This is a genomic window from Rhodococcus sp. 14-2483-1-1 (genome assembly GCF_002259335.1).
In the GTDB taxonomy this organism is placed as follows: domain Bacteria; phylum Actinomycetota; class Actinomycetes; order Mycobacteriales; family Mycobacteriaceae; genus Rhodococcoides.
This window is the reverse complement of the sequence record NZ_NPFX01000015.1, coordinates 39,591-65,902: the sequence shown is the minus strand read 5'-3', so window position 1 is coordinate 65,902 and position 26,312 is coordinate 39,591. Positions and strand designations below refer to the sequence as shown.

The following is a 26,312-nucleotide window of genomic DNA, read 5'->3' as shown; positions in this document are numbered from 1 at the left end:
AAATGTGCGCACAGCGCAACGGGGGCATCAAAAGTAGCACCCGAGGTCCGTTCGCGCGCCGAGTCGGCAGCAGCGTGTCGACCTTCCTCGCCGCGACCCGATCGAGAGCGCCCGCCGAGCGGACGACATACGGGCCTGCAACCGATGACGAACAGCTGCGGCGAACAGAAAGCTGTGGTGAACGATCGTGTGCGGTCGCCACCACGGGGGTGCTCCTTCACGACAAGAGTGAACCCTGCGTCTTCCTTCGTCAAGAGGTCCGAGTGAATCCGCCGCCGCTATGGCAATCGAGCGCGGCTTCTGCTTGTATTTCTTCTGTCGCAACCGGGGGTGGCGTCGTCAGGTGATCGGGTTCGCCGCGTGACAGATCTCCTCTGTGCCACAGGCATATTCACGGAGCACTCACATCACGTCTCGCGGGGGGACAACATGATTACGGTGGTAGTGGTCGACGCCGGATGCAGGTGTCGAGCCTTCGGTAGTCCCGCGTGACCAGGGGTTCGCCCGTCGTCGACTTGCTCGTTGCCCGTGCCCGCTGGGTCCTGGCCGTCGTGGTTGCGACCGTTCTGCTCGCCGGAACCTGGGGCCTGGGCGTCGTCGACGAACTCAGCCTCGGTGGCTACAGCGACCCCGGCAGCGAGTCGGCGAAGGTCGACGCTCTCGTCGAATCCCGGTTCGGCCGCGATGTTGCGGACGTCGCGGTGGTCTACACCCCGACGGACGGACGAACGGTCGACGAGATTGCCGATACCGTGGGCGCGAGCCTCGCCGGTATCGACGCGGGAGTGCTGGCCCGCGACCCCGTCACCTACTGGACGGTGCCCGACGCCTTTGCTTCGGGCCTGCGATCGTCGAACGGGAACTCTGCCCTCGCGGTGCTGACGCTGACCGGCGACGAGGACAAGCGCGTCAAGTCCTACCAGGACCTGCGCGGGGAGTTGACGATCGATGGCGTGACCGTGCAGTTCGGTGGATTCTCGGCCGTCGTCGACGCGTACAACGAGCAGGCGAGCGCAGATCTGGTGCGAGCCGAGACCATCACCTTCCCGATTCTGCTGGTTCTGCTCCTGATCGTCTTCGGCGGACTCGTCGCCGCAGGAACTCCGTTGGTGATCGGCGGACTGAGCGTGCTGGCGTCCCTGGCCGTGCTGCGAGCAGTGAACAGTGTCTCCGAAGTGTCGGTGTTCGCGACCAATATCGCGTCCCTCGTCGGACTCGGAATGGCAGTCGACTACAGCCTGTTCGTGATCACCCGGTTCCGCGAGGAGTTGCGCAACGGGCGCGGAACGGCGGACGCGGTACGCCGCACGATGTCCACCGCCGGCCGAACCGTGGCGTTCTCGGCACTGCTGTTGATCTGCGGGTTCGTCGGAATGCTCATCTTCCCGCAGGCGATGATCCGCTCGCTGGGCTTCGGCGGCATGGCGGCAGTGGCCGTCGCCGCCGTGATCTCGCTGACCGCCCTCCCCGCCGCACTCGTCCTCCTCGGCCCCCGCATCGATTCGCTGAGCTGGCGCAAGGGTGCAATCGACCGCGGCGAGGCACGGGCGCAGAAGTTCTGGGGCACGGTGGCAGACCGCGTGATGCGCAGGCCCGTCCTCGTCGCCGGTGCCATCATCGGTGTGCTGGCCGTGCTCAGCGCGCCCATCTCCGGCGTAGCTCTGGGCGACCTCGACCACACCGGTCTGCCCCCGGACTCGCCCGCCCGGATCGCCACGCAGAAGCTGATCACCGAATTCACGCTCGCCAACAGCGGCGTCACCGTCGTCGTCGAATCGGTCACCGATGCACCGCCGAGCCCTGCCGCGGTCGCAGAAGTCACGGACGCCATCGGCCGCGCGGACGGAGTCGCGGCAGCATTTCCCAGCGGCACCGCCGACAATCTGACCGTCGTCGATGCCATCATGACCTCGGCCGATCGCACCCCGGCCGCACTGGCGACAGTCGATGCGATTCGATCGATCCCCGCTCCGGCCGGGACCACGCTGAGAGTGGGCGGCACCACCGCGCAGAGCGAGGACGGCATAGACGCGATCTACGCCACCATTCCGTGGATGTTGGCCATCATGGTGCTGGCCACTTTCACGATGACGACACTGGCATTTCGCTCGATCGTGCTCAGCCTCAAGGCAATTGCCATGGCGATGGTCAGCCTGGCGGCCACTTTCGGTGTGCTCACCTGGATCTTTCACGACGGCCACGGCAGCGGGCTGATCGGCGTCACTGCCGGCCCTTTGCAGTCCACGATGAGCATCCTCGTCATGGCCGTCGTATTCGGCCTCTCCACCGACTACGAGATCTTCCTGCTCTCACGCATCGTCGAGGCACACGACAACGGAGCCACCACCGCAGACGCAGTCCGCATCGGGGCCGCTCGCACCGGACGCATCGTGACGGCCGCTGCGCTGCTGCTCATCAGCGTCACCGCGTTCTTCTCGTTGTCCGAACTGTCGATGATGCGACTCGTGGGCATCGGCATCATCGTCGGTCTCGTCATCGACGCCACCATCGTGCGGATGATGCTCGTGCCCGCCCTCGTCACGCTGATGGGAAATGCGAACTGGTGGCTCCATCCCACCCCAAAACGATCGACGGAGACCAGGCAGGGCGGGGCCGGTCAGGACGGGGCCGGAGTCCACGAGGTTCCGGGAACTCCGGCCCCAGCCGACTACTGACTACCTTCGCGCCATCGGGTGGCCTCGGCGAGCGCGAACCCGTGGACGTCGGCCAGCTCACCCAACCGTTCGACGCTGTCTCCGTCGAGACTGGTGCCGATGCTGCGGAGGTCGAACTCACCCGACAACGCGATCAGCATCGTCTCGGCCATGCAGGCATACGTCAGACCCGGAGCCAACCCGTAGGTCAAACCGAAATCCGAACCCGACGGCACCCGCACGATGCCGCCGTCGAACACCGTCACGTCCGGCCGCTCACCGCGCACATCGCGGCCGATGTTCGGCGGCTGCGCAACATCGCAGACGATGGCACCGTCCATCAGATCGGTCGGGTCGATCAGTGCGTGCGGTGCCGACGTCGCCGCAATCACGATCAACGAATCTTGCACCGCAGCAACGGGATCGGTGAAGAACTCGATGTGCCCGGACCTGATCAGATCATCCAGGTCACCATGCATCTCGAGTGCAGCACCGGCGAGATCCCCTGAGCCGGATCCGCCCGTCGCACTCGCCACCATTTCCTGCGCCGCCGCCCACAACTTCGGCGCGATGACCGAGCTCTCACCCTGCCGACCGACCAGAGCGATACTGCCGACCTCGCCGGCCAGCTGCTTGCCGATGGTCCGCCCGATGGCACCGGCAGCACCGAGAATCGTCACCCGGGCCTGCGCGACGTCGATTCCTCGTTCGCGGCACACGCGTCGGACAGCCCGCAGACTCGCCGCGGCGGTGAACGTGTTGCCGGTGGTGATAGGCCGAGACGTTGCCCCGAGACCCAACCCGTTCCCGGTGATCACCGACGAGTAGCCGCCCAACCCCACTACCGTCGCGCCGCGCGAGATCGCGAGTTCGACCGCACCGCCCACCACCCGCAGCGCCTGCTCGGTCGGCAGATGCAGCAACTGCTCCGAGGTGTAGGGCAGCCCGATCAGGTCACCGTGTGCCGTCGCGTCCCCTCCCCCGACGACCCGGCCACTGCCGATGACGAACGACGCGGGGTCGAGCTCGGACGTCGATGCAGCGAACCGGCGAAGCAGATCCTGTCGTTCGGAATGATCGAACACCTCGAGCGCAGGATCGAAGGCGGCGAAGAACCCCAGATCCAAAGGGTGCGCGATGAACGCGAACCGGCGATCCGTGGAGCGCACGGCGATATCGGGGGCGCGGCCCGGACGTAGTGCGGTGAGCGAGGGTGGGGTGCCGACGGTCGGGCGACCCAGCAGGTGCCCGAACAATCCGTCCAGGTCACCTACCGCCGCGTAGCCCAGCGCGCGATCCAACGCGGCCACCAGACGTGCACACTGCGCCGCCGACACCGTCAGCGGTGGCTCGATCCGAATCACCCTGGTACCGAACAGCGTAGGAGCAACCCGGATCCCTTCGACATTGAGCAGGTAGGAGCAGATCACCGCAGTCAGATTGTGTTGCTCGGCAATCGAACCCAGCAGCGACTGACGCCCCACGAAGTTCACGTCCGCAGTCAGCTCGATTCCGAGCAACAAGCCGCATCCGCGAACGTCGGTGACCACGGACGGATACTTCTCGGCCAACGCACCGAGATCCTTCGTCAACTCCCGACCGAGCACGGCCGCGTTTGTCACCACCGCGCAGTCGTCCCTCGTGAGCTCGTCGATGACTGCGATGCCCACCCGAGCCGCCAGCGCGTTGCCCGCGAACGTCGACGTGTGACGAAGTGCGAAGCTCTCGTCCACCAGCTTCGGCGCACACAACACCGCACCCACCGGCACTATGCCGCCACCGAGCGCCTTCGCCACGGTCAGAATGTCGGGCACCACCCCCTCGTGTTCCGCGGCGAACATCCGCCCGGTCCGGCCGAGCCCGGTCTGCACCTCGTCGAACGCGAGGAGCACACCGTGCCGATCACAGACATCCCGCACACGCCGCAGATAGCCGTCGGGCGGACACACCACTCCGCCCTCACCCTGAATCGGTTCCACGAGAAAGACCGCATAGTGATTCGGCGCGGCCGTCAGGGCCGCATCGAGTGCATCCGCGTCGCCGAAGGCGATGTGATCGAACCCGGCCACCGGTGCCCCGAATCCACTCTGGTACTTGATGTTTCCGGTCGCAGACAGCGCGCCGAGCGTCTTGCCGTGGAAACTGTTGCCGGTGGTCAACACTCCCAGTCGTCCGGTGTGCGCTCGCGCGAGCTTGAGCGCAACCTCGGTGGCCTCGGCACCACTGTTGACGAACGTCGTTCGCGTCAACCCGTCGGGTGCGATGCGCCCCAACCGATCTGCCAGTTCACCCGCTGCCGTCAGCACCGAGGGCTGCACGAAAATTGCCTCTCCACTGCACCGAACATCGTTGATCGCCTGCCAGATCGGCGTGGGGCCGTGCCCGAACGGAAGTGCCCCGTACGCACCGGCGAAATCGAGATAACGTCGGCCCGAGGCGTCGAACAAGACGGTCCCGTCGCCGCGCACGTACTCGCGATCCAGATCGAGGGCGGACAACAATCGGTACAGTTCGGGATTGACGTTCTCGGCGAAGCCCGAGCGACCGGACCTCGATTCCAGCACGGATAGATCGATAGTTGTGTCAGTCATGACCAGCATGCTCCGTTTTCATCGGATCCATCCCTGGCTGTCGAGCGTCGAAATGGTTGTCCCGAACAACCAGGGCTCGTCCCAAGCCAGGACGCAAACGCGATGGTAATCCGGTCGTGCGCATGCGACAGATGAGTACACAACGCACGAAAAAGCCCCGTTCGAGCAGAGTTTCTGCGTCGAACGGGGCTGAATCGAAGAGCGGGGCCGAATCCCTGAGCGGGGCCAGCGGGTACCGGTACTACTGGTCGTCGATGGCCGACAGCTTCCAGGTGCCGTCGACCTTCTCCATGTTGACCGTCAGCGGGCCCTCGGCACTACCCGACGCCACACCGTCCTGCGTGGCACTGATGTTCACGTTGGCGATCAACTCGGCCTTGTCGTCCTCCAGCCGCGAGACGCCGATGTCGGTAACCATGGCCTCGGTTCCCGTTTTCGTTTGCACCACAGCGGATTTGGTTGTGTCCGCGGTGGAGTTGAACTCATCGAGCATCGACTGATTGAGCACCGCACGGGCAGCATCGAAATCGGCATCGATCGTATCGGCCTTGTACGTGTACAGAGTCTGAAGCGCGTCGGTCGCCGCCGCGGTGACTTCCTGGGTGGCTGCAGAATCGACCCAGGCAGCATTGTCGATCGTGGCGAACGGCTTGAACGCCGCAACAGCAGCGAATGCACCGAGCACCACGGCGATGATCGCGACGACGATCACGTGCTTGTAACCGATACCCGACGCCTTGCGCGAGGTGACAGCCTGGTCCGCGTCCGCGTCGGAAGCCCCTGACGTCACGGAGTCCAGCGGAGTGGCGGCCTTCTCGGTAGCGTCGGACTTGGTCGCGTCGGGCTTGGTGGCGTCGGGCTTGGTGGCAGCCTTGGCCAATGAGGGCTTCGAAGTCGCGCTCTTGTCGGCAACGGTCTTGTCGGCCGCAGTCTCGTCGGCAACCGTCTTGTCGGCAACCGTCTTGTCGGCAACCGTCTTGTCGGCAACCGTCTTGTCGGCAACCGTCTTGTCGGGCGCAGGGGTGCTGGGTGCCGGCGTTGTGATCGCGGTCGTCTCGGTCGTGTCCGAACCCTCCGCGGTGGTCGAACCCGCGTCGGACGCTGCGGGCTTACCGGTGCCGGCCACCTTGCGGCGCACCTTGCTGGTGGTGGTGGGTGGGACGATCTTGCGACGCTGGGGAGGCACTACAGAACTCCTTCGAAACTCACTGCACTGAAACTCACTGCACTACAGACGGAAAAGACACTGCCCGGGGAACGTCAGTTGCCACCGGAATCCGGCTGTGGGGCCGGCGTCGCTTCCGCGCTGGGGGTAGCCGCATTCGGGTCTGCTGCATTCGGGTCGGTAGCACCCGGTTCGCTCGGGATGACGGGATTGGTGTTGGGGTTGTCCAACGAGATCCGCGAACCGATGGGGTCGACCTTGTTGGTCTTCCACACCCCGTCGACCTCTTCCATGGCCAGTCGCATCGTGAGCTTGCTTCGCTCGACGCGGTCGGGCCACGTCGTAGTCGTCTTGATGACTACGAGAGCCTCGGCGGTGTTCTCGTCGGTACTGAGCTCGGTCACCGCGGCATGCAACACCTCGGCCTCACTCTTGGCACCGGACTGACGGACCTGATCGGTGATACCCGAACGCGTCTGCTCGAGGTCGTTGAGCATCAAGTCACCGGTGATGGACGACTTCATGTTGTCGAACGACTGATCGATGTTGGCGGCGTCGACCGTGTTCAGGTTGACCGCCGCCTGCTGGGCACCGGTGAGGGCAGAGTCGCGAGTATCTTCCGTCGGCTTCTGGCTGAACAACGCCGTGCCCCAGCCGTAGCCGAAGAACACTGCCGCTGCGAGAGCAGCCACGGCGATCACCGTGACGACGGCAAGAAGAATTTTCGCTGTCTTGTTCTGCCCTGGAGTCGCTGGGGACTCCAGGGCTTCGGTGCTCGAGTTCACAATTTCACCCTACTACTCGGTAATATCCGGCCGAACCACTCTCGGCCCGACGATAGTGCTGAGCAGCAGTTCTTCCGATGTCGCTACTTCGGCGTGACGCCGATGAGCGGTGCCAACTGGGTGGCGATGGGGTTGAGGTTGAGCTTCTCGGGATCGACCTTGGGGTTGAGGTCCCACGGCTGCGGCACGTCCGGATCGGCAAAGACGATTCGGTTCGCGCTGCGAACGCCCGTCACGCTGCCCTGTGGCGTTGCACAGTTCGCGTCGAGGTTCAGCGGGTAGTTCTCTCGGGTCGGGTCGAAGTTCGGGTTCTTCCGCTTCTCTTCGTCCAGGATCGCCTGCGAGCCCTCGTAGCCAACCGTGCAGGGCGGCGGGTTGTTGACCTCGAGCAGCAGACCCTGATGGATCGTGCCGTCGTTCGGGACGATGGTGGAGATACCGGCACCGAGCGCAGGCAGGAATGTCAGGAACGGCCGCAGAGCGAGATACCGCGGCTCGGCCTGAGCGGCGACCAGCGCAAGGTTGTTGATGTCGGTCGTCAAGGCCGGACCGGCATCGGTGATCAGACCACCGAGCTGATCACCCGCAGCGGTTCCGGTGTCGATGAGCCGACGGATGTCGGGATCGCTGGACTTCAGCTGAGCCGTCACCTGATCCAAGCTGGTACTGAACTCGCGGATCAGATCCGACTGCTCGGACTGTGTGTCGAGCACCGGCACCGCGTCGCGCACCAAAGCCAGCGTCTGCGGCAGTGCCTCGTTGCCCGCCTCGGAGATGTTGCCGAGCGAGTCGACGAGCGATTGCAGGTCGTTGCCCTTGCCGTCGAACGCCACGCCGAGCTCGTTGACGACCTTGGTCAAGTTCTCCAGCGGTACCGACCTCACCAACGTGTTGGTGTTGGCCAGCACGTCCTCCACCGGAACGGGTGTCGAGGTGTCGGCGGCCGCGATCTGAGAACCGTCGACCAGAAACGGTCCTTGATCGGTCTGCGGCTGAAGGTCGACGTACTGCTCGCCGATCGCGGACCTGTTCGCCACGACGGCCTTCGTGTCGGACGGGATGTCGGGACCGCCGTTGTCGAGCTTGAGCTCCACCTGGACACCGTCCGGTGTCAACTGCAAGCCACCGACGGTACCCACCGGCACCCCGCGGTACGTGACCTCCGCGTTGGTGAAGATTCCACCGGAATCGGCGAGATTGAGCGCCACCTTGTACTGCCCGAACCCGAGCATGTTGTCCAGACGAACGTACTTTCCGCCGACGAAGATCAACCCGACGAGGGCGATCACGACGAATACCACCAACTGGTACCGAACGAGCTTCGATCTCACTGGCCAACTCCGAACTGTTCGAGCAGATCATTCAACGGGGCCAACGGGGTCAGCGGCGCAGGCTCTGCCCCGGCGGCCTGACCGCTCGGTGCACCCGGTCCGGGAACCGGTGACGGGATGATCGGCGGCAACGGCAGCAACGAGATCGTGGGCCAGCCCGGACGCGGTCCGTTTCCGTTGTAGTACGGATTGGACGGATCGACGACGGGGAGCGTATTGCCGTACTTCGGCTGAACGTAGACCGGATCTCCCTCGCCCACACCGAAGTTGCGAAGCGCCGTTCCGATCGACAGGTCCAGCGACAGGAACAGGTTGGCCGAGTTGCCCTCGATGATCTTCTCCGTGCCGTCGGCGAACGGCAGTGTGGGGATCACCGACAGCGACGTCACCACGTCGTCCGCCGAATCGGCCAGTGCCTGCAGCGTGGGACGTAGCGCCCGCAGGTCTGCGATCAGATCGTCCTTGGATCGGTTGATGACATCGGTGCCGACCGAGCCGAGACGATCGAGCGCACCGAGCATCTCCGTCAGCTGCGGTCGCTGCTGCTCGAGAACGTCGGTGGCGATCGGCAGGTCCTTGAGCACCCCGTCGATCTTGTCGGTCTGCGAGTTGACGCGCCCGCTGAGCGTGTCGAGACCGTCGATGGCACGGGTGATGTCGTCACGCTGCTGATTGAGTCCATCGATCAGCGTGTTCGCCTGCTGCAGAAGCTCTTTGGTCTTACCTTCCCGACCGTCGAACGCCGTACTCAGTTCCTTGACGATGGGCGAGAGCTGACCGACGCCTCCGCCGTTGAGCAGCAGCGAGAGCGCACCGAGGACCTGTTCGATATCGGTGGCGTGGCGAGTTCGATCGAGCGGGATCGTGGCACCGTCCTGCAAACGCGCGGCTTCCTCGTCACCCGGAGGCGCGGACAGCTGCACGAACTTCTCGCCGAGCAGGTTGGTCTGCTGGACCGACGCGATCGCGTTGGCCGGCAGGTCGACGTCGGAGTTCAGGATGACGTTGACGTCGGCGGTCCAACCGTCGTTCGGAACCGTGATCGTGTCGACGCGGCCGACGGCCACACCATCGACCTTGACGGTCGACTGCGGGACGAGGTCCAGCACATCGTCGAACTGCACCGTCAGGTTGAACGGGTTGTCTCCGACATCGGCACCACCCGGTAGCGGGATGGCGTAGATGCCTGCCGACGAGCACGCACCGGCAGACAGGGCCACCACGCACAGTCCTGCGCCGAGGGACAACGAACGCTTCACGCGAGCTCGATTCCGATTCACAGAGGTACTCACTGTCCCCCACCTCCGATGTACGACTGCTCCAGACCCGGCATCGAGCTGGTTCCGAGCTTGGGCGAAACCACGCCCGGGACCGTGCCCGGCACGGACTGGTTCTGCTGGATGTCGTTGGTGAGAACACCGAACGGCAGCACAATCCGGTTCTGGTCGGCGAGAGGGGCCTGAATCATGGTGGTGATGTTGGCGCACTGATCGATGATCGGCTGAATCTGCGCTCCCAGAGCCTCGAAGCGAGGATCACCGGGTACCAACTTGCCCAGGTCGATCAACCGGCAGACGGTGCCGAGAGGATCCTGGGTCTCGTTCTGCAGATTGGCGCGCGAGGCGAGCGTGCCCGACTCGGCGTCGTACGCATTGACCAGGTTGCTGATCGCCAGTGGCAGCAACGTCAAGGTCTGCACCAGCTGCTCACGGTTGTCGGCCAGGGTTTGAGTGGGCTGTACGAGCCCGTTGGCCGCGTCGGTCAGTTCGGTTCGGTTGTCCGCGACGAACGTTGCGACGTCACCGAGCGACACCGAGAGTTGCTGCAGCGCAGCACCGAGATCCTCACGCTGACCGGACAGGAAACCGGTCAGGTCGGCCAACTGGGTGTTGAAGTTGCGCACCTGCTGATCGTTCACGGACAGAGCACTGACGAAGGTCTGCAGATTCTTGATCGTGTCGAACACATCGGTACGCGAGTCGCTCAGGGTCCGACCGGCCGCCGATAGCTGAGTGATGCTGTTGCCCAGCGCTTCACCGTTGCCCTCGAGGTTGGCGGCACCGGTGTTCACGAAGTCCGTGAGCGCGCCGTCCTTGTTGGCCCCGTCGGGTCCGAGAGCTTTGGACAGGTCGTTGATCGACGAGTAGAGCTCGTCGACCTCGACAGGTGTGGCCGTGCGATCGCGACCGATGGTCGTTCCGCTGGCCATGGTGTCGCCGCCGGTGTACGCGGGTGCGAGCTGAACATAGCGATCGGCGACGAGCGACGGGGTGACCTGGACGGCCTTCGCATCGGCCGGAATGTCGATGCCCCGGTCGACGCGGAGGACGACCTCGACGTCGTCGCCCATCGGAGTGACGGAATCGACGGTACCGACCTTGACGCCGAGCACACGCACCTCGGAACCCGAATAGATGCCGACCGACTTGTCGAAGTATGCGGTGATCTTGGTTGTTCCGGCTCTGGTGAACAGCCACCAACCGGCGACCGCTACGACCAGTGCCACCACCACGACGACCGCGATGATTGCGAGCTTGTTCTTGTTTCGTGGCGCTGCCTGAGTGTCTGTCATCAGTTCCCCGCCAACTTGTCGACCGAGGGCTCGCGGTAACCAGGTATCAACGGAACTCCGGGTGGTGTGAGGTTGGCCAGGACGATATCGAGCCACCGGCCGTTACCGGTCACGTTGGTGTAGAGGCGAATGAACGGCTCGTACAACTTGAGTGCCCGGTCCAGATTGTCGTTGTTGCGCTGCAGGATCTCGATGACTCCGTTGAGCTGCTGCAGCATCGGGTTGATGGTGGCCTCGTTGTCGCGGACCAGACCGGTCAGCTCCTGAGATACGCGCTGCGTGCCGGTGAGGAGCTGCGAGATGGCCTGCTGCCGGTTGTTGAGCTCTTCGAGCAACGGGCCTGCATCGGTGATCAACTTGTTGAACTGCTCGTTGCGGTCGGCCAGCACCTTCGATGTCTCGCCGGTGGCGGCGAACAGCTTCTTCAGTTCCTCGTCGCGGCTTGCCACCGTCTGCGACAGCCGAGTCACGCCGTCCAAGGAGGCACGAATGTTCGCCGGCGTCTCCGAGAACGCCTCGGACAGGGTTCGCATGCTGTTCGCGAGTTGATCGGTGTCGATGTCGTTGATCGTCGATGCCGCCGCCGAGAACGCATCGATGACGTCGTACGGAGACGTGGTGCGATCGAGTGGAATCGTGTCCTTGGGGCTCAACGTGTCCGAGCCACTGGGGTCGAGGGCCAGGTATTTCTGACCCAGGAGCGTCTTGATGGCGATGGCCGCCCGTGACTCGTTGCCGACCCAGGCGTCCTGCACCGTGAAGTCCACGAGTACCCGGTCGCCTTCGAGACGCACATCGGTCACCTTGCCGACCTTGACGCCCGCGATACGGACCTCGTTGGACGGTTTGAGACCTGCTGCTTCGCTGAACTCTGCGGTGTACACCGATCCTGCACCGATGATCGGAAGCCGGTCGAGAAAGAAGACAGACATCGTGGCGAGCAGGATGATGGCGATTCCCAGCGCACCGATGGTTGCCGGACTACGACGAGATTTCATTGCTTGATCCCCCCAGCTTTGCAGCGCTCTGCCGAGTTCGTGTACAGCGGCTGGTTTACGGTCGGAAGCCCGGTCGGCAAGTTCAGGTTCGGCGAAGACCCCGGTCCGGCAACGATGTCGATGCCGCAGAGGTAGAACGTGAACCAGGATCCCTGCTGGGCCGTGCGGATGAGCTTGTCCAGCTTGTTGGGCAGAATTCCGAGGACCTTGTCCACGTCGTCGCTGCGGCGGTTGATGGTCTCCGACAGCGTGTTCAGCGCCGTCACCGATCCCTGGATCGACGGCCTGGTCGGCTCGAGCAAATCGGCCGTTGCGTTGGTCAGACCGGCCAACGACGTGACCGCCGAGCCCACGACATCACGATCGGCCGACAGTCCGGAGACCAGCTTCTGCGTGTTGACGATGAGACTGTCGAGCTGACCGTCGTTCTGATTGACCGTCGCCAGCACGTTGTTGAGATTGGTGATGACCTGGCCGATGACCTGATCCTTGTCTGCGACCGTGTTCGTCAGACTCGCAGTGTTGGTCACCAGCTCGTTGATGGTGCCAGACTCCCCCTGGAACACCTGGATGATCTGGTAGGACAGCTTGTTGACGTCATCTGCACTGAGCGTGGTGAACAGCGGCCGGAAGCCGTCGAACAGCGTGGTCAGATTCACCGCAGGCTTGGTCCGCTCCAGCGGGATCGTCGCACCCCCGTTGATCTTCTGTCCTTGGTCCCCCGAGCCCTGCTCGATGGCGATGTAGCGCTGGCCCACCAGGTTTCGGAAACGGATGGTCGCCGTCGAGCTCGCCGGCAGCCAGTCGCGGCTACTGAGCGTGAAGTCCACTTTCGCTTCGCGCTCATTGGCGATCTCGATGTTGTCCACCTGGCCGACACGAACGCCTGCGATCCGAACTTCGTCGCCCTTGTTGAGAGAGGTGACGTCGGTGAACATGGCCGAGAACGTGGTGCCGCCGCCGCCGCTCGAATTGGCGATGGTGAAGGCAAGGGTGGCCGTGGCGAGGATCGTGACCACGGCGAACACGACCAACTTGATGATCGGCGCGAGAAGGCCTCTCATTTCACGCTCACCTCCGCTCCTCTCAATGCCGGAGCGCCGATAGCGGCTGCCCACGACGGAATACTTTCGGGTGCAACACCACTCGCCTGTCCGTAGATCACGGCGAGAGTGTCACGCTCGAAGTCCGAGCCCTCGTAGCTCGCCGGCTCCGCGGATTCCGCGATGGCCGGAACGATGGAACTCTGAGCCGACTTGGGTGGGCCCTGTCCGGGGATCTCCTGCGGACCCGGGTTGCGGGTCGGGACCTGGTACGAACCGTCGTTGATCGAGCCTCCCGGGTACTGCGGGAAGAACTCGCCGGGTGCTGCAGGCTCGAAGCACGTGGCTCCGCGATCGTCGAACAAGCGCGGCTCGTCCTGGTTCGGCAAGTAACGGCCCTTCGGGTTCACGAACGATGCGGAGACGTTGATGCCGGGGTACTCGTCGCCCTCGCCGAGCACCACCGCGCCGCGCCTGGCACCTTCGGCGAACTGCGTGAAGGTGCAGCCGAACGTCGGTGAGAACTCGGCAAGCAGTTCGAGAGCCTCACGGGAATTCGACGCCAAGCTGATCAGATTCTCGGAGTTCGCCTGCAGGAAGTCCGCGGTGACGTTCGACGCCGACGTGAGCGAGCCGTACAGCGTCTCGAGACCGGACTGACGCTCGACGACGGTGTTGCCCGTCGTACGCAGATTGTCCAGAGCCGAGATCAGCTCCGGTGCCGCGTCCGCGTAGGTCTGGGAGAAATCCGCGAGACCGACGAGGGTCTGCTGAATGTTCGGCAGCTCCGTGTTCAGACCCGACACGATGTTCGTCAGATTGTCGATGGTCTGCCCCAGTTGCTCGCCGCGCCCACTGAGACCCTGAGCCAGTGACCCGAGGGTATTGGCCAGATCCTGCGGCGGAATCGCCTGCAGCAGCGGGAGCAAGCCGTCGAGCAGCTGCCCGACCTCGATCGCGTTTCCGCTCGTGTCCTGACGGAGAACCGTGCCGTCGGTGATCGGCGACGCCGAATCGTTCTCGGGCACGATCAACGAGACGTAACGCTCGCCGAACAGAGTCTTCGGAAGCAGCCGAGCCGTCGCGTTCGACGGAATCAGCGGTGCCTTGTCCGGATCGATCGCCAGCTGCGAGGTGACGACACCGTCGACGCTCGACGCCGATCGCACCTCGCCCACGATCATTCCGCGCACCTTGACGTCCGCGTTCATCGGCAGAGAGTTTCCGACCGAGTCGGTCTCGAGGCTCACGTTCACCACGGACTTGAACGTCTTGTTGTAGGAGGTGATGCTCCATCCGAGGAACAGGATGAGCACCAGGAAGAATGCAAGTCCGAGCAGTACTCGCTGCAGTCGCGACGGCGAGTCGATCATCCGGCAACCCTCACTGTGGTGGTCGTGCCCCAGATGGCGAGGCTCAGGAAGAAGTCCAATACGGCGATCGTGACGATTGCCGTACGCACGGCGCGGCCCACTGCGACACCGACGCCAGCCGGTCCGCCCGAGGCGTGATATCCGTAGTAGCAGTGGATCATGATCAGCACGAAAGCGAAGATGAGCACCTTGAGGAAGGAATACAGCACGTCTTCGGGGGGTAGGAAGAGATTGAAGTAGTGGTCGTACGACCCCGACGACTGGCCGTTGAAGATCGTGCTGATCCCCCTGGACGCGACGTAGGACGCAAGCAGACCGACGATGTAGAGCGGGATGACCGCGACGAAGCCGGCGATCATGCGGGTGGTGACGAGGAACGGCACGCTCGGCACAGCCATGACCTCGAGCGCATCGATCTCCTCGGAGATCCGCATGGCACCGAGCTGAGCGGTGAAGCCACAGCCGACGGTTGCCGAGAGCGCCAGGCCCGCGACGATCGGTGCGATTTCACGGGTGTTGACGTACGCGGACAGGAACCCGGTGAGCACGGAGCTACCGAGCTGTTCGAGCGCTGCATAGCCCTGCAGGCCGACGACGATGCCGGTGAAGCCCGACATCATCACGATCACGCCGATGGTGCCACCGATGACGGCCAGCGCACCGCTGCCGAAGGTGACCTCCGCCAGCAGGCGGAGCACCTCCTTCTTGTAATGCACGGCAGTCTTGGGGATCCACCCGATCGCCCGCAGATAGAAGGACATCTGCTCGCCTGCGCGATCGAGCACGTTGAGCGGAGCATTGCCGACGCGCTTGACGCGCATCAGTGTGCGGTCACCGCGACCTCTTGCGATAGTCATCGCGGTTACGCTCCCTTCGCTGGAACGACCTGGAGGTACACCAGGGTCAGAATGAGGTTGGCGAAGAAGAGCAACAGGAACGTGATGACCACGGTCTGATTCACTGCCTCGCCGACGCCCTTGGGTCCGGGATTGGGGTTGAGCCCCTTGTACGAGGCGATGATGCCCGCAATCAGACCGAAGATCGCCGCTTTCGCTTCTGCGACATAGAGATCCGGGAGCTGTGCCAGCGCCGAGAACGATGCCAGGTACGCACCGGGGGTACCGCCCTGCAGGATCACGTTGAAGAAGTAGCCACCCGCGATGCCGACCACCGACACCAGGCCGTTGAGCAATAGCGCGATGAGGATCATGGCCAGCACACGCGGAACGATCAAGCGGTGCACCGGGTCGATACCCAGGACACGCATCGCGTCGATCTCCTCACGGATCGTCCGTGAGCCCAGGTCGGCGGTGACGGCCGAGCCTGCGGCACCGGCAACGAGAAGGGCCGTCACAAGGGGTGAACCCTGCTGGATGACCGCGAGCACGCTGGCTGCACCCGTGAACGATTCCGCACCGAGCTGCTTGATGAGCGATCCGGTCTGCAGCGAGACCACAGCGCCGAAAGGAATGGCAACGAGCGCAGTCGGCAAAATCGTCACGCTGGCAATGAACCAAGCCTGCTCGATGAACTCGCGGAACTGGAACGGCCTACGAAAGGTGTTCCGAACGACCTCGACCAGCAGTTCGACGATATTGCCGGCTTGTGTCAGAGCGGCGTTCGCCGGAGCGAACGCGGACTTCTTCGATCCCGCCATGTCTGCTATTGACCCCGACCTTGCGTAGGAGCTTGGTAGCCCTGTTGATCATGACCTTGACCGCCGTATCCCTGCTGGTCGTAACCCTGCTGGTCGTAACCCTGCTGGTCGTAGCCTTGCTGGTCGTACCCCTGCTGGCCGGCGTAGGCGGGGTACTGCTGACCGGGGTCGGTGGTGTCGAGGCTCTCCTGGATGGCGACCTGCGCGTTGTGCGGCAACGTGTGCATGATCTGACGGACCCGCTCCTGCCTGCGTCCGACAGCCTGCCGCACCGGGGTGCCGGGGGTGGCCTTCATCTGCGGCACGATGCCTTCCACGTCGTCGACGCCACCGGCGTGGTGCCCGGCGTCGACGAGGGCCTGCTCGTGCGCCATCTGCGCCTCGTCCTTCTCCTCCGACATGCCGATCGGACCGATCATCGTTCCGTTGAGGAACTGCTTGACCACCGGCTCGTCACTGGTGAGAAGCACCTCGCGTGGGCCGAACATGACCAGCTGACGACGGAAGAGCATGCCGATGTTGTCGGGCACCGTTCGAGCGAGGTTGATGTTGTGCGAGACGATCAGGATCGTGGCATCGATGTTGGCGTTGATGTCGATCAGAGTCTGCGAGATGTACGTGGTGCGAACGGGATCGAGGCCGGAATCGGGCTCGTCGACCAGAATGATCTCGGGATCGAGCACAAGAGCGCGGGCAAGGCCGGCGCGCTTGCGCATACCACCGGAAATCTCGCCGGGCAGCTTGTCCTCTGCGCCGAGCAGACCCGTCAGCTCGAGCTTCTCCATGACGATCTTGCGGATGTCGGACTCGGACTTCTTCGTGTGCTCGCGGAGCGGGAAGGCGACGTTGTCGTAGAGGTTCATCGAGCCGAACAGTGCGCCGTCCTGGAACAGCACCCCGAACAGCTTCCTGATCTCGTAGAGCTCACGGGAGGAGCACTGCAGGATGTCGGTTCCGTCGATGAAAATCTTGCCCTGTTCGGGACGCAGCAGGCCGATCAAGGACTTCAGGAAGACCGACTTGCCGGTACCGGAAGGACCGAGGAGCGCACTGACTTCACCCTTCGGCAGGGTCAACGTCACGTCCTGCCAGATCTTCTGTACCCCGAAAGACTTGGTCAATCCTTCGACCGAAACCTCGACTCCCACGCTGACCTCCACAATTCGTACACATCGACCCGGATGTGGGTTGCGTCACTGTATCCCATGCAGGTGTCCGCACCGACACAGGAGCTTACCGCCCAGTAAGAACTTCCCCGAGTCAGGCTGTAGAGCTTGCATCAGTGTGGCTCATCTCACGCGACACGGTCGGCGACTCGCCAGAACTGTGACAAGTACCAGTGGCGAAATGCTGTGACACACCACAAGTGAACCCAACCGAAACCCTTCGACGTGCTTCAGACTTCGGCGAGGTCGAGTAAACAGGGGCCGAATCGGGGTGTCACGCGTTCCGGCAGAGTCAGTGATCGATCACAACGATGCACCCGATACAACGCCTGGAACACAGAAGAGGGCAGGGCTCGAAACACAGAAAAGAGGCCGCTCCCACCGAGGTGAGAACGGCCCCTTCTGCGCTCGTGCGATCAGAGCACGAAGTACGACTGCAACGAAGCGGTCTTACTTGACGGAGATCTTTGCGCCGGCAGCTTCCAGCTTCTCCTTGGCAGCCTCGGCTGCGTCCTTGGCGACCTTCTCCAGGATGGCCTTCGGAGCGCTCTCGACGAGGTCCTTGGCTTCCTTCAGGCCGAGGCCGGAGACGACCTCACGGACGACCTTGATGACCTGGATCTTCTTGTCGCCGGCCGACTCGAGGACGACGTCGAACTCGTCCTGCTCTTCGGCAGCCTCAGCCGGAGCACCGGCTGCGCCTGCTGCTGCGACGGCGACGGGAGCGGCTGCGGTGACCTCGAAGGTCTCCTCGAATGCCTTCACGAACTCGCTGAGCTCGAGGAGGGTGAGCTCCTTGAACTGGTCGAGCAATTCTTCCGTGCTGAGCTTCGCCATGGTGGCGGGTCCTTCCTGTAAGTACCTGGTCGCTGATCCGCGACTTGGTGTTGGTGGTGTGGAGCTGAGCTGTTCGCCAATACCAGCGGATCAGCTTTCGGCGGGAGCTTCCGCCGGTGCTTCTGCTTCTGCAGGTGCCTCGGCTGCGGCGGGTGCGCCGGCAGCCTTCTTCTCCTGCAACGCGAACGCCAAACGCGCGAACTGCGATGCGGGAGCGTTGAACAGGCCTGCAGCCTTCGACAAGTTGCCCTTCATGGCGCCGGCGAGCTTGGCCAACAGGATTTCGCGCGACTCGAGGTCTGCGATCTTGTTGATCTCGTCCACGGACAGCGTTGCGCCGTCCATGTAGCCGCCCTTGACGATCAAGGCCTTGTTGTCCTTCGCGAAGGCCTTGATGGCCTTCGCAGCGTCGACCGGCTCGCCCTTGATGAATGCAATGGCGGTCGGTCCGACGAACAAATCGTCGAGGCCGGTGATACCGGCTTCGGCAGCTGCGCGCTTGACCAGGGTGTTCTTGGCGACGGAGTACGTGGCACCTTCGCCGAGCGCACGCCGGAGCTGAGTCAGACCGGACACCGACAGGCCACGGTATTCCGTGACGACGGCAGCCGTCGAACCCTTGAACTGTTCGGTGATCTCCGATACTGCTGAGACCTTTTCGGGCTTTGCCATACTTCGCCTCCTCTCGTGGGAAGTTGTGTCGATCGCGAGAGGGCCGGAAAACGACGAACGCCCCGGCGCGAGAAGCACACGGGGCGTGAACGAGCGGGCAGCCGCGAGGGCTGCATACAGGTTCCCTACCTCGTTCTCCTGCGTGGGCCGTCCGAAGCGATCTCGGACCTTCAACCGCGCAACTCCCGGAAGCGAATCCTTCGAGAAGGCGGTGACCAACGGTCTTGGGTAGAACTTGATTGGGCGATCTGGATTCGAGTGCGAGCACTCGTGATCCGAACCGTCGACCAGACTACAACACCCTCGACGATAACTCCAAAACGCCGAGCTACTGCCGTACCCCTCCTACTGCCGAATACCGTAGACGACGAGGTTGCGCTCGTAGCTACCCACGGACGTATCGAAATCACCCGAGCACGTGATCAGCCGGATCTCGTCGGCAGGCACCGCCCCGAAGACCAGCGCCGTCGGGAACTCTGCTTTTCCGTAGTCGCCGATCCGATCGACGCGGTAGTCGGCTCGGCCACCCGTCCCGTCCGCCACCGTGACGACATCTCCCGGTCGCAGCTCGGACAGCCGATCGAACACCGCGGGACCGGTCGTGGAATCGACGTGCCCGGCAAGCACCGTCGGACTACCGATCGCGCCCGGTCGGCCGCCGCCGGTGAACCATCCGACGTCGTCGTAGTCGCTCGGCACCTGCATCTGCCCGTCTTCGGTGAGACCGAGGCCGATCAGTGGCTCGTCGAGATCGATGGCCGGGGCGCTGAGCCGCGTCGGCGGCTGCCCCACGGAGTCCGTCGTCGGGCCAGATTCCGGTGCGTTGCTCGAACTCGGCGGCGCGTCCAGCGCGGGCCCAGCCGGTACCGACGACTCGGTCGGTGGTGCGGAAGGTGATGGTGCGTCAGGTGGTGATGGTGCGGCGGTACAGCCCGTCACCACCACCACTGCCGTCACGGCAACCAGAAGCCGGTATCTCAGCTGCGTGCCGTTCCGCTGCGGCGAGCAACCAATGTCGCTCCCGCGATCGCCATTGCGCCGAGGGCTACCGCGCCGACAACGGGGGCTGCCGAACTGGACGCCGAATCGGATGCCGCGGCGAGTGCCGCGCCGCCACCTCCGGTTGCCACTGATCCGACCGGAATCTGGGTCAGCTGCCCACGCACCGCACCGGCCGAGAAGTCGACGGTGTGGGTGTCGGCCGCGAAGCCGGCCGGGTTGGCTTCGATCTGGTCCAAGGTGAATCCGGTACCGCTGTCGGCGCTGGCCCCGGCCGGCGTCAGGCCGGTGGTGAACGGTCCCTGCATGCAGCCACTACTGGTACGCGGGCCGTCACCGATAGGAGTCGGGTTCGGGAACGCCAACCGCGGCGGCCCTGCTGCACCCGCCGCCGCCTGGTGGAGGTGCGTGGCGGTCTTGGCCGGGCTCATGTAGTCGCCGGTGACGCCGTCGAGCGCGATGTCGTAACACACGATGTCGAGGTCGGAATTGATACGCAGCGTGAAGGTTCCCATTGCGCCCGGCTGACCTGGCGTGGCCACACCCTCGCCGTTGAGCACCTGGTCGGGGGTTGCCATTGCGGTGAACGCGCTGGTGAACGAATCCGGTTCGGCAACAGGGGTATCGGCCCCGGCGGGGGCGGCGGTGAACAGCATCAGAGCAGCGGCCGTGCCACCGACGACTGCAGCGGCGGTGCCGCGGACGGACATTGCCGGGCGGGTGATCGAGCGTGTGGTCATCTCGTGTGCCTTCCGTGGGAGTATCGGGCAGGCGAGCCCGTGCAAAGGTGTACGACCGTTGATGCCACGATGTTCAAAGCTCGGTAAAGAAATGTCCCAGTCCCGGATATGAACGCCCGGGCGTCCGTCGACGTAGTCACTGTCATGAGCATCGGGAGCGTGATCGAACTGGACTTCGACGTCGCTGCCGCGTACGACGAGCACGCGTCGGCCATGCTCGGTTTCGCCGTCAATGCACTACGCGACCGAACGCTCGCCGAGGATTGCGTCCAGGAGACGTTCCTTCGCGCGTGGCGAGCACGATCCCGCTTCGAGCCAGGTCGAGGATCGCTGCGCACATGGTTGTTCGCCATCGAACGCAACGTCATCGTCGACGTCCAACGGTCGCTGAGCAGAATGCCCAAGTCGGCGTCGGAACGGATCGAGGACGTCGATCGGCAATCGGTTGCGATCTCGCGGGACACCAGCCCCGACGTCGACGAGCGGCTGCGCATCATCGCCGCGCTGGCGCTGCTCTCTCCCGACCACCGACAGGTCTTCGTCGCCGTGCACCTGGCCGGAACGACCTACGCGGAGCTCTCCGAGTCGACGGGAGTGGCCGTGCGAACACTGCGCACCCGCGCCTTCTACGCATTGAGGGCGCTCCGAGACCATCTCGACGGACAGGAGGAAGCATGAACGCCCGAGACGATCGCCGAGCCGAGCTGATCGCCGCTGCCGTCGCCGACGACCTCGACGACACCGAGACCGCAGAACTGCGCGAGCTCGCAGCGTCGGATCCCACCGTCGACACCGACATCGCCGAACTACGCGCGCTGACCGGGACTCTCGGTTCTCGCGGTCCGACCGGACCGTGGCTCGAATTTTCGACGTCGCCCGACCTGCGCGAGCGAGTTACGGGTACGACGGGCGACTCGGCGTGGCGGTCACCTCGTGAAAAGGACGCGCCCCGATTCGGTGGGCGACGTAGGTCTGCCGCTCTGGTGGCTGCAGCCGCACTGGTGGGACTGGTGGTCGGCAGTGGCGTCGTACTCGGCGTCGACGCCTTTCGGCCGAAACCCGCGGAGCCGTCTGCGGCGATCACCGGCCCACCGGGCACCCTCGGTGCCTACGAGCAGGTCGCCTTCATCACGAGCGTGCCGAACGTGGACATCGAGGGCGGCCTCGTCGCCCACACGTGGGGCACCGAGACCGTCCTCGACATGGATGGCATCTCCGATCGGGGCCCGTACGAGGTCGTTCTCGTCGATCGGTCGGGCACCGAACTGACGTCCGGCACGTTTCTCGGTAGCGACGTCACCATCGAGTGCCGCATGAACGCAGCCGTTCTTCGCGGCGACGTCACCGAGATCGAGATCCGCAGTTCCGACGGCTTCGTGCTGGCGTCGGCTCAGTTGCCGACCACCTGACGATCCCGCGAACCGGGCCACCAGTTTCGCGCGCCGAACAGCTTCATCATGGCCGGCACCATCATCATCCGAACCAACACGGCATCGAAGAGCACAGCCACGGCGAGCGCGAAGCCGAACTGTTGCAGCTCGAGTACGTCGGCGGTCAGGAAGCTCGCGAACACCGCGATCATGATCGCGGCTGCCGCGGTGATCGGCCGGGCAGTGTGTTCCAGCCCGTCGACGATCGCAGTGTCGTTGGCCCTGTCGGTGTCGGTGCCGGTTACGTCGTTGCGCACGAACACTTCTCGCATGCGGCCGATGAGGAACACCTCGTAGTCCATCGAGAGGCCGAAGACGACTGCGAAGACGGTGACCGGTAAGTACACCTGAATGTAGCCCGGGCTCTCGAATCCGAGGAGCGACGAACCCCACCCCCACTGGAACACCGCCACGGTGGCTCCCAATGCGGCACCGGTCACCAGCACGTTCATGGCCACTGCCTTCACCGGAATCACCACGCTTCGGAAGACGATGCCCAGATACACCAGAGAGAAGGCCAGGACTGCGGCGACGACCCAAAGAAATTTGCTCGATATCTCCGCAGAGGCGTCGACCACCAGAGCGGTCGTCCCACCGACGGACACGTTCGTCCCGTCACGTTCTGCTGCCAGCAGCGCCTGCGATCTGATCGACGTGACCAGGTCGGAAGCGTCGGTCGAATCGATCGGCACCGATGGAACCACGATCAGCAGCGTTCGACCACCGTCCTGCTGGGCGAGTGCGTACTCGACGCGGTCATCGGCGCGAACGTCGTCGGCGAACGACGCGACCGTTGCCGTCTGGACCGGATCGAGTGGGCGGTCGTCCTCGCCGGTGAACACGATGGTGATGGGCGAGATGGTGCCGGGAGCGAACTTGTCGGTCAGTACCGCGTTGGCTTTGCCACTCGGTTCGGCGCTCAGCGCGTCGGCTCCGAGATCGACACCGTACTGAATGGAACCGATCGGTGCGAGGCAGGCGAACAGGACTGCCGCGGTGACGGCGGTGTAGCGCCAGGGCCGTTCGATGACGTGCCGAGCCCACCGCGACCACCACGTGGGAACGGCTGCAGCGTGTTCGCCGACCGACGGTGGTTGAAACCGCTGTGGGAGCGACAATCCGGAGATTCTCGAACCCAGGACCGCAAGGATGGCGGGCAGCAGAGTCCACGCCACGATGACGACACACGCCACCGTCAGAGCGACGACGAACGAAATACTCTGCACCGCAGGGACATCGACGATGGCCAACGCACCGAGGGCGATGAGAACCACCAAGCCGGAGATGACGATCGTGTGCCCGGCCGTTCCCATCGCGGCACCGACGGCCGCGTCCGTGCGGGCACGGCCATCGGGCTCACCCGGAACTGCTCGGTCCATCTCCTCGCGGAATCGGCTGACGATGAACAGCGCGTAGTCGATACCGAGGCCGAGCCCGAACATCGACGCCACCGTCGTCACCAGCACATCGAATGTCATGACGTTGGACAGGAGTGCAAAAACTCCGAAGGCGGCCAGCACTCCGATTCCGGTGGTGACGAGCGGAACGATGCCGGCGACCACCGAACCCAGAGCCAGGACCAGCAACACGAATGCGAGGGGCAGTCCGATGCTTTCCGCGCGCACGGCGTCGTCGGATTCGACCTTCGTCAGGTCCACCGTCATCGGGGAGTAGCCGGTGACCGCCACCTCGATGCCGTCGCGGGATGAGCCACCGATCAGCTCCTGGATCCGTTCGGCCACGGCGATGCGATCACGCGGATCGCCGCCGACGCCGACGAACGCCAGCGCCGACGTCCCGTCCGCGGAGATCGTCGGGACGAATCCGGCGCTCTCGTAGGGATCGACGACACGCAGTACGTCCGGTGACTGCCGCAGTGAGGAGACGACCTCCCCCACCCGTTCGCGAAAGGCCGGGTTCCGGCTGTCGACCGTATCGGAGGTGAACGTGACGACGAGCTGTTCGGACCCGAACGACGCGAAGTGCTGTTCGACGAGTCGGTCGGCGCGGCTGGACTCGGTTCCGGGTACGGAGAAGTTGGCGCCCACCAACGAGTTCTGCAGCGCGGGATACAGAATTGCGGACCCCACTGCGAGCAGCAGCCAGACGGCCAGCACCGCCCACCGATGTCGCGCGACCGTTCGGCCCCAACGGTCGCCGATACTGCGCCGGCGTCGGCTGGATTCCAGCACTGCCGACCCGGTCATGTCTGCGGGAGCTCGCGGCTGAAGATTCGGTAGGTCCGGTGCGGTGATTGCTCCATCCGAGTGAGCACCGAACCTTTCATCCAGGGACTGTCGTCGAGTACCGGCGCGGCCTCGACCCTGGTGAATCCGAGATCGCGCATCCGCACCGACATCTCCATGATGAGCAGCGACGACACGGCTCGGTCGGGGCAATCGGGATCGACGAACAACATGTCCACACGGACCCCGTCGATCACGTCGGTTCGACCGGGCCGTTTGACGTGCCAGAGCGTCACGAGGTCTCGCAACCACCTGGACTTCAGGTGCGCCGCCTTGGCCGCGGCCTGATTCACGTCCGGAATTCCCATCAGGAATCCGACGGGCTTGCCGTTCAACTCCGCCAAGAGAGTGAGGCGGCGATCGAGGACGGGCAACATCATCTTCAACAGCTCGAACAGTTCGACGAACGACAGCGGCGAGTAGCCCCAGAAGTTCACGAACGTCTTGTTGTAGAGGTCCCGCACGATGCGTGCGTCGCGGCGCAGCGTCCGATACTTCATCGACCGGAACGTGACCTCGGACCGCGCCTTGATCTTCTCGAAAATCTGCATGTGCCGGGCGTATTCGGGACGGTTGTAGATGACGCACGGATCGTCGAACAGGTAGCTGTAGAAGTCCTTGATGCCCACCAGACCCCACTTCTCGAAGTGAGCGGCGTAGTACAGCGGGTTGTGCGGCATTCCCACCAGCGGCAGGACGGGTACTTCGTCGACGACGATGCCCGCGCTGTAGAACATCGACGGCCCGAACGGCCCGGATACGGTGGCCAACCCGCGCGCGGACAACCATGCCGCTGCCGCATCGAGCAGGCCTGCCGCGATCTCGTGGTCGTCGATCGCCTCGTAGAACCCGAAGAATCCGATCGACTCACCCGTGTACTCGGTGAAGCTCTTGTCGTGAATGGCCACCACCCGTCCGACAGCGACGCCGTCCTCACGGGCGACGAAGGCACACGTGTCTCGCGTTCGTGCGATGGCGGCGGGCGGCGAGATCAGAATGCGATCGAGATCCATCGGCTCGTCGGGCAGTCGGTGCGGGTCGCCCCGGTACACCAGATCGGCGACGGCCTCGAATTCTTTCCAGTCTTTTCCTGATACGACCTGTTCGACGGTGATCATCGTTCCTTCTCACGAGATGGTGTGTCGGACACGGAAATCGGCGAGCGAGCTACGACGGACTCCCCCGCGAACACGTACTGCCCCGGCCTGGCGGAGATGCTCTCGACCAGCGCGTCCGGCACGAACACGTCGCACTGAGAACCGAATTTGATCATCCCGTACTGCTCGCCGCGTTCGACCGTGTCGCCTACCGCGATGTGCGCGACGATGCGGTTGACCCACAGGTCGGCTATCTGCGTCACCGTCACCACGGCTCCGGACGCATGCTCGACCGCAACGGTGAGACGCTCGTTGGTGAGCAGGTAGTCGCAGCCCTCGTCGTACGGAGTTCGCCGCGTCAACAGATTGGCCCCGACCCGTGCCATCGATTTGTTGAACGGTGCCGCAGACCGGTGCCGGCGCATCGCGACGGTGCCCGAGATGGGAATTCGATTGCGGTGCACCGAGTATTCGGACATGTAGATGCCGATGAGATATCCGCTGTCGGCTGCAGCGACACCGGCGATCTCGTCGAGGGCAATGGTTCGCCTCTTCTTGACTGCGAACGCGGTACTGCCTGCCTCCACCCGTTTCACGTACGTGACGAAGCCGTCTGCAGGAGCGACCACCGCCCGCGGATCGGCGGGAGGTACGCGATGCGGATCGCGAAAGAAGAACCGCGTGCGCCAGTAGACGAACGTCGCGAACGGAAGAGCCGTCACCGTAGCGATACCGCCGACCCATCGAGCGACCGACATCAGGTGTGCCGCTGTTCGTCGATGCTCTCCGACCAGCCCACGAACGCGTCGGCCGCCCTCGTTCTCGCTGCGCCGGGCAGGAGTCCGATGAGACCGCAGACGACGTAGAAGCCGAGCGAGAGAACACCATTGGTCACCTCGCGGTGCATCGACACGTCTCGCAGACGTACCGAAGTCGGCTCGAATCCGTCCGCCACG

General features: G+C 64.1%; 23 protein-coding genes. 3 read left to right on the top strand and 20 right to left on the bottom strand.

Annotation, left to right across the window (positions count from 1 at the left end):
* Positions 1-488 precede the first annotated feature (488 nt).
* Complete coding sequence (locus CH294_RS15665) at positions 489-2,675, top strand: MMPL family transporter (protein WP_094738457.1); 2,187 nt, start codon at positions 489-491, stop codon at positions 2,673-2,675.
* Here CH294_RS15665 and CH294_RS15660 read toward each other — a convergent pair.
* The 16 genes from CH294_RS15660 to CH294_RS15585 all read right to left on the bottom strand — a co-directional run bounded on the left by CH294_RS15660 (position 2,669) and on the right by CH294_RS15585 (position 20,583).
* Positions 2,669-5,245 carry an aminotransferase class III-fold pyridoxal phosphate-dependent enzyme gene (locus CH294_RS15660; protein ID WP_094738545.1) on the bottom strand — a complete coding sequence of 859 codons (2,577 nt, stop codon included), beginning with the start codon at positions 5,243-5,245 and terminating at the stop codon, positions 2,669-2,671. The two genes, CH294_RS15665 and CH294_RS15660, sit on opposite strands and share 7 nt — an antisense overlap.
* A 241-nt stretch (positions 5,246-5,486) precedes the next feature.
* On the bottom strand, positions 5,487-6,431 hold the full coding sequence (locus CH294_RS15655; RefSeq protein ID WP_094738456.1) for a hypothetical protein: 945 nt from the start codon (positions 6,429-6,431) through the stop codon (positions 5,487-5,489).
* Positions 6,432-6,505: 74 nt separating this feature from the next.
* A complete protein-coding gene (locus CH294_RS15650; protein ID WP_032380469.1) occupies positions 6,506-7,195 on the bottom strand; it encodes a hypothetical protein in 690 nt (229 codons plus the stop codon).
* 83 nt (positions 7,196-7,278) lie between these two features.
* A complete protein-coding gene (locus tag CH294_RS15645; RefSeq protein WP_032401938.1) occupies positions 7,279-8,526 on the bottom strand; it encodes an MlaD family protein in 1,248 nt (415 codons plus the stop codon).
* Complete coding sequence (locus tag CH294_RS15640; RefSeq protein ID WP_094609535.1) at positions 8,523-9,785, bottom strand: MCE family protein; 1,263 nt, start codon at positions 9,783-9,785, stop codon at positions 8,523-8,525. Before CH294_RS15640 ends, CH294_RS15645 begins: the two co-directional genes overlap by 4 nt.
* A 29-nt stretch (positions 9,786-9,814) precedes the next feature.
* On the bottom strand, positions 9,815-11,098 hold the full coding sequence (locus tag CH294_RS15635; RefSeq protein ID WP_032380466.1) for an MCE family protein: 1,284 nt from the start codon (positions 11,096-11,098) through the stop codon (positions 9,815-9,817).
* A complete protein-coding gene (locus CH294_RS15630; RefSeq protein ID WP_032380465.1) occupies positions 11,098-12,096 on the bottom strand; it encodes an MCE family protein in 999 nt (332 codons plus the stop codon). The genes CH294_RS15635 and CH294_RS15630 overlap by 1 nt, the downstream gene beginning before the upstream one ends.
* Positions 12,093-13,160 carry an MlaD family protein gene (locus CH294_RS15625; RefSeq protein WP_032401936.1) on the bottom strand — a complete coding sequence of 356 codons (1,068 nt, stop codon included), beginning with the start codon at positions 13,158-13,160 and terminating at the stop codon, positions 12,093-12,095. Before CH294_RS15625 ends, CH294_RS15630 begins: the two co-directional genes overlap by 4 nt.
* On the bottom strand, positions 13,157-14,512 hold the full coding sequence (locus tag CH294_RS15620; protein WP_032401935.1) for an MCE family protein: 1,356 nt from the start codon (positions 14,510-14,512) through the stop codon (positions 13,157-13,159). The genes CH294_RS15625 and CH294_RS15620 overlap by 4 nt, the downstream gene beginning before the upstream one ends.
* A complete protein-coding gene (locus CH294_RS15615; RefSeq protein ID WP_032365270.1) occupies positions 14,509-15,369 on the bottom strand; it encodes an ABC transporter permease in 861 nt (286 codons plus the stop codon). Before CH294_RS15615 ends, CH294_RS15620 begins: the two co-directional genes overlap by 4 nt.
* Before the next feature lie 5 nt (positions 15,370-15,374).
* A complete protein-coding gene (locus CH294_RS15610; protein WP_032401934.1) occupies positions 15,375-16,169 on the bottom strand; it encodes an ABC transporter permease in 795 nt (264 codons plus the stop codon).
* Between the two features lie 5 nt (positions 16,170-16,174).
* Complete coding sequence (locus CH294_RS15605; protein ID WP_179276345.1) at positions 16,175-17,317, bottom strand: ABC transporter ATP-binding protein; 1,143 nt, start codon at positions 17,315-17,317, stop codon at positions 16,175-16,177.
* A gap of 468 nt (positions 17,318-17,785) precedes the next feature.
* A complete protein-coding gene (rplL, locus tag CH294_RS15600) occupies positions 17,786-18,172 on the bottom strand; it encodes a 50S ribosomal protein L7/L12 (protein ID WP_032380460.1) in 387 nt (128 codons plus the stop codon).
* 90 nt (positions 18,173-18,262) lie between these two features.
* Entirely contained in the window at positions 18,263-18,844 is a 582-nt protein-coding gene (rplJ, locus tag CH294_RS15595) for a 50S ribosomal protein L10 (RefSeq protein ID WP_032380459.1), read from the bottom strand.
* A gap of 345 nt (positions 18,845-19,189) precedes the next feature.
* Positions 19,190-19,636, bottom strand: a complete 447-nt coding sequence (locus CH294_RS15590; RefSeq protein WP_249305314.1) for a class F sortase — start codon at positions 19,634-19,636, stop codon at positions 19,190-19,192.
* A 185-nt stretch (positions 19,637-19,821) separates the two neighbouring features.
* A complete protein-coding gene (locus tag CH294_RS15585; protein WP_094738455.1) occupies positions 19,822-20,583 on the bottom strand; it encodes a CHRD domain-containing protein in 762 nt (253 codons plus the stop codon).
* 144 nt (positions 20,584-20,727) lie between these two features.
* Between CH294_RS15585 and CH294_RS15580 the strand changes: the two genes are divergently transcribed.
* Positions 20,728-21,261, top strand: a complete 534-nt coding sequence (locus CH294_RS15580; protein ID WP_249305312.1) for a sigma-70 family RNA polymerase sigma factor — start codon at positions 20,728-20,730, stop codon at positions 21,259-21,261.
* Positions 21,258-21,992 (top strand): hypothetical protein, encoded by a 735-nt coding sequence (locus CH294_RS15575; RefSeq protein ID WP_094738453.1) that lies wholly within the window; start codon positions 21,258-21,260, stop codon positions 21,990-21,992. The genes CH294_RS15580 and CH294_RS15575 overlap by 4 nt, the downstream gene beginning before the upstream one ends.
* Here CH294_RS15575 and CH294_RS15570 read toward each other — a convergent pair.
* From CH294_RS15570 to CH294_RS15555, 4 genes are read right to left on the bottom strand one after another with little or no spacing between them, the layout of a single operon-like run.
* On the bottom strand, positions 21,974-24,220 hold the full coding sequence (locus tag CH294_RS15570; protein WP_094738452.1) for an MMPL family transporter: 2,247 nt from the start codon (positions 24,218-24,220) through the stop codon (positions 21,974-21,976). The genes CH294_RS15575 and CH294_RS15570 overlap by 19 nt on opposite strands.
* Complete coding sequence (locus tag CH294_RS15565; protein ID WP_094738451.1) at positions 24,217-25,377, bottom strand: hypothetical protein; 1,161 nt, start codon at positions 25,375-25,377, stop codon at positions 24,217-24,219. The genes CH294_RS15570 and CH294_RS15565 overlap by 4 nt, the downstream gene beginning before the upstream one ends.
* Positions 25,374-26,114 (bottom strand): phosphatidylserine decarboxylase, encoded by a 741-nt coding sequence (locus CH294_RS15560; RefSeq protein ID WP_094738450.1) that lies wholly within the window; start codon positions 26,112-26,114, stop codon positions 25,374-25,376. Before CH294_RS15560 ends, CH294_RS15565 begins: the two co-directional genes overlap by 4 nt.
* The gene (locus tag CH294_RS15555) at positions 26,114-26,311 is read right to left on the bottom strand and encodes a hypothetical protein (protein WP_032380451.1); all 198 of its coding nucleotides are present in this window, start codon (positions 26,309-26,311) and stop codon (positions 26,114-26,116) included. The genes CH294_RS15560 and CH294_RS15555 overlap by 1 nt, the downstream gene beginning before the upstream one ends.
* Position 26,312 lies beyond the last annotated feature (1 nt).

Coding starts and splice junctions, on each gene's coding strand:
- CH294_RS15660 (WP_094738545.1), bottom strand. CDS start 5,245: ATGACTGACACAACTATCGATCTATCCGTGCTGGAATCGAGGTCCGGT.
- CH294_RS15635 (WP_032380466.1), bottom strand. CDS start 11,098: ATGACAGACACTCAGGCAGCGCCACGAAACAAGAACAAGCTCGCAATC.
- CH294_RS15630 (WP_032380465.1), bottom strand. CDS start 12,096: ATGAAATCTCGTCGTAGTCCGGCAACCATCGGTGCGCTGGGAATCGCC.
- CH294_RS15625 (WP_032401936.1), bottom strand. CDS start 13,160: ATGAGAGGCCTTCTCGCGCCGATCATCAAGTTGGTCGTGTTCGCCGTG.
- CH294_RS15620 (WP_032401935.1), bottom strand. CDS start 14,512: ATGATCGACTCGCCGTCGCGACTGCAGCGAGTACTGCTCGGACTTGCA.
- CH294_RS15615 (WP_032365270.1), bottom strand. CDS start 15,369: ATGACTATCGCAAGAGGTCGCGGTGACCGCACACTGATGCGCGTCAAG.
- CH294_RS15610 (WP_032401934.1), bottom strand. CDS start 16,169: ATGGCGGGATCGAAGAAGTCCGCGTTCGCTCCGGCGAACGCCGCTCTG.
- rplL (WP_032380460.1), bottom strand. CDS start 18,172: ATGGCGAAGCTCAGCACGGAAGAATTGCTCGACCAGTTCAAGGAGCTC.
- rplJ (WP_032380459.1), bottom strand. CDS start 18,844: ATGGCAAAGCCCGAAAAGGTCTCAGCAGTATCGGAGATCACCGAACAG.
- CH294_RS15585 (WP_094738455.1), bottom strand. CDS start 20,583: ATGACCACACGCTCGATCACCCGCCCGGCAATGTCCGTCCGCGGCACC.
- CH294_RS15580 (WP_249305312.1), top strand. CDS start 20,728: ATGAGCATCGGGAGCGTGATCGAACTGGACTTCGACGTCGCTGCCGCG.
- CH294_RS15575 (WP_094738453.1), top strand. CDS start 21,258: ATGAACGCCCGAGACGATCGCCGAGCCGAGCTGATCGCCGCTGCCGTC.
- CH294_RS15570 (WP_094738452.1), bottom strand. CDS start 24,220: ATGACCGGGTCGGCAGTGCTGGAATCCAGCCGACGCCGGCGCAGTATC.
- CH294_RS15565 (WP_094738451.1), bottom strand. CDS start 25,377: ATGATCACCGTCGAACAGGTCGTATCAGGAAAAGACTGGAAAGAATTC.
- CH294_RS15560 (WP_094738450.1), bottom strand. CDS start 26,114: ATGTCGGTCGCTCGATGGGTCGGCGGTATCGCTACGGTGACGGCTCTT.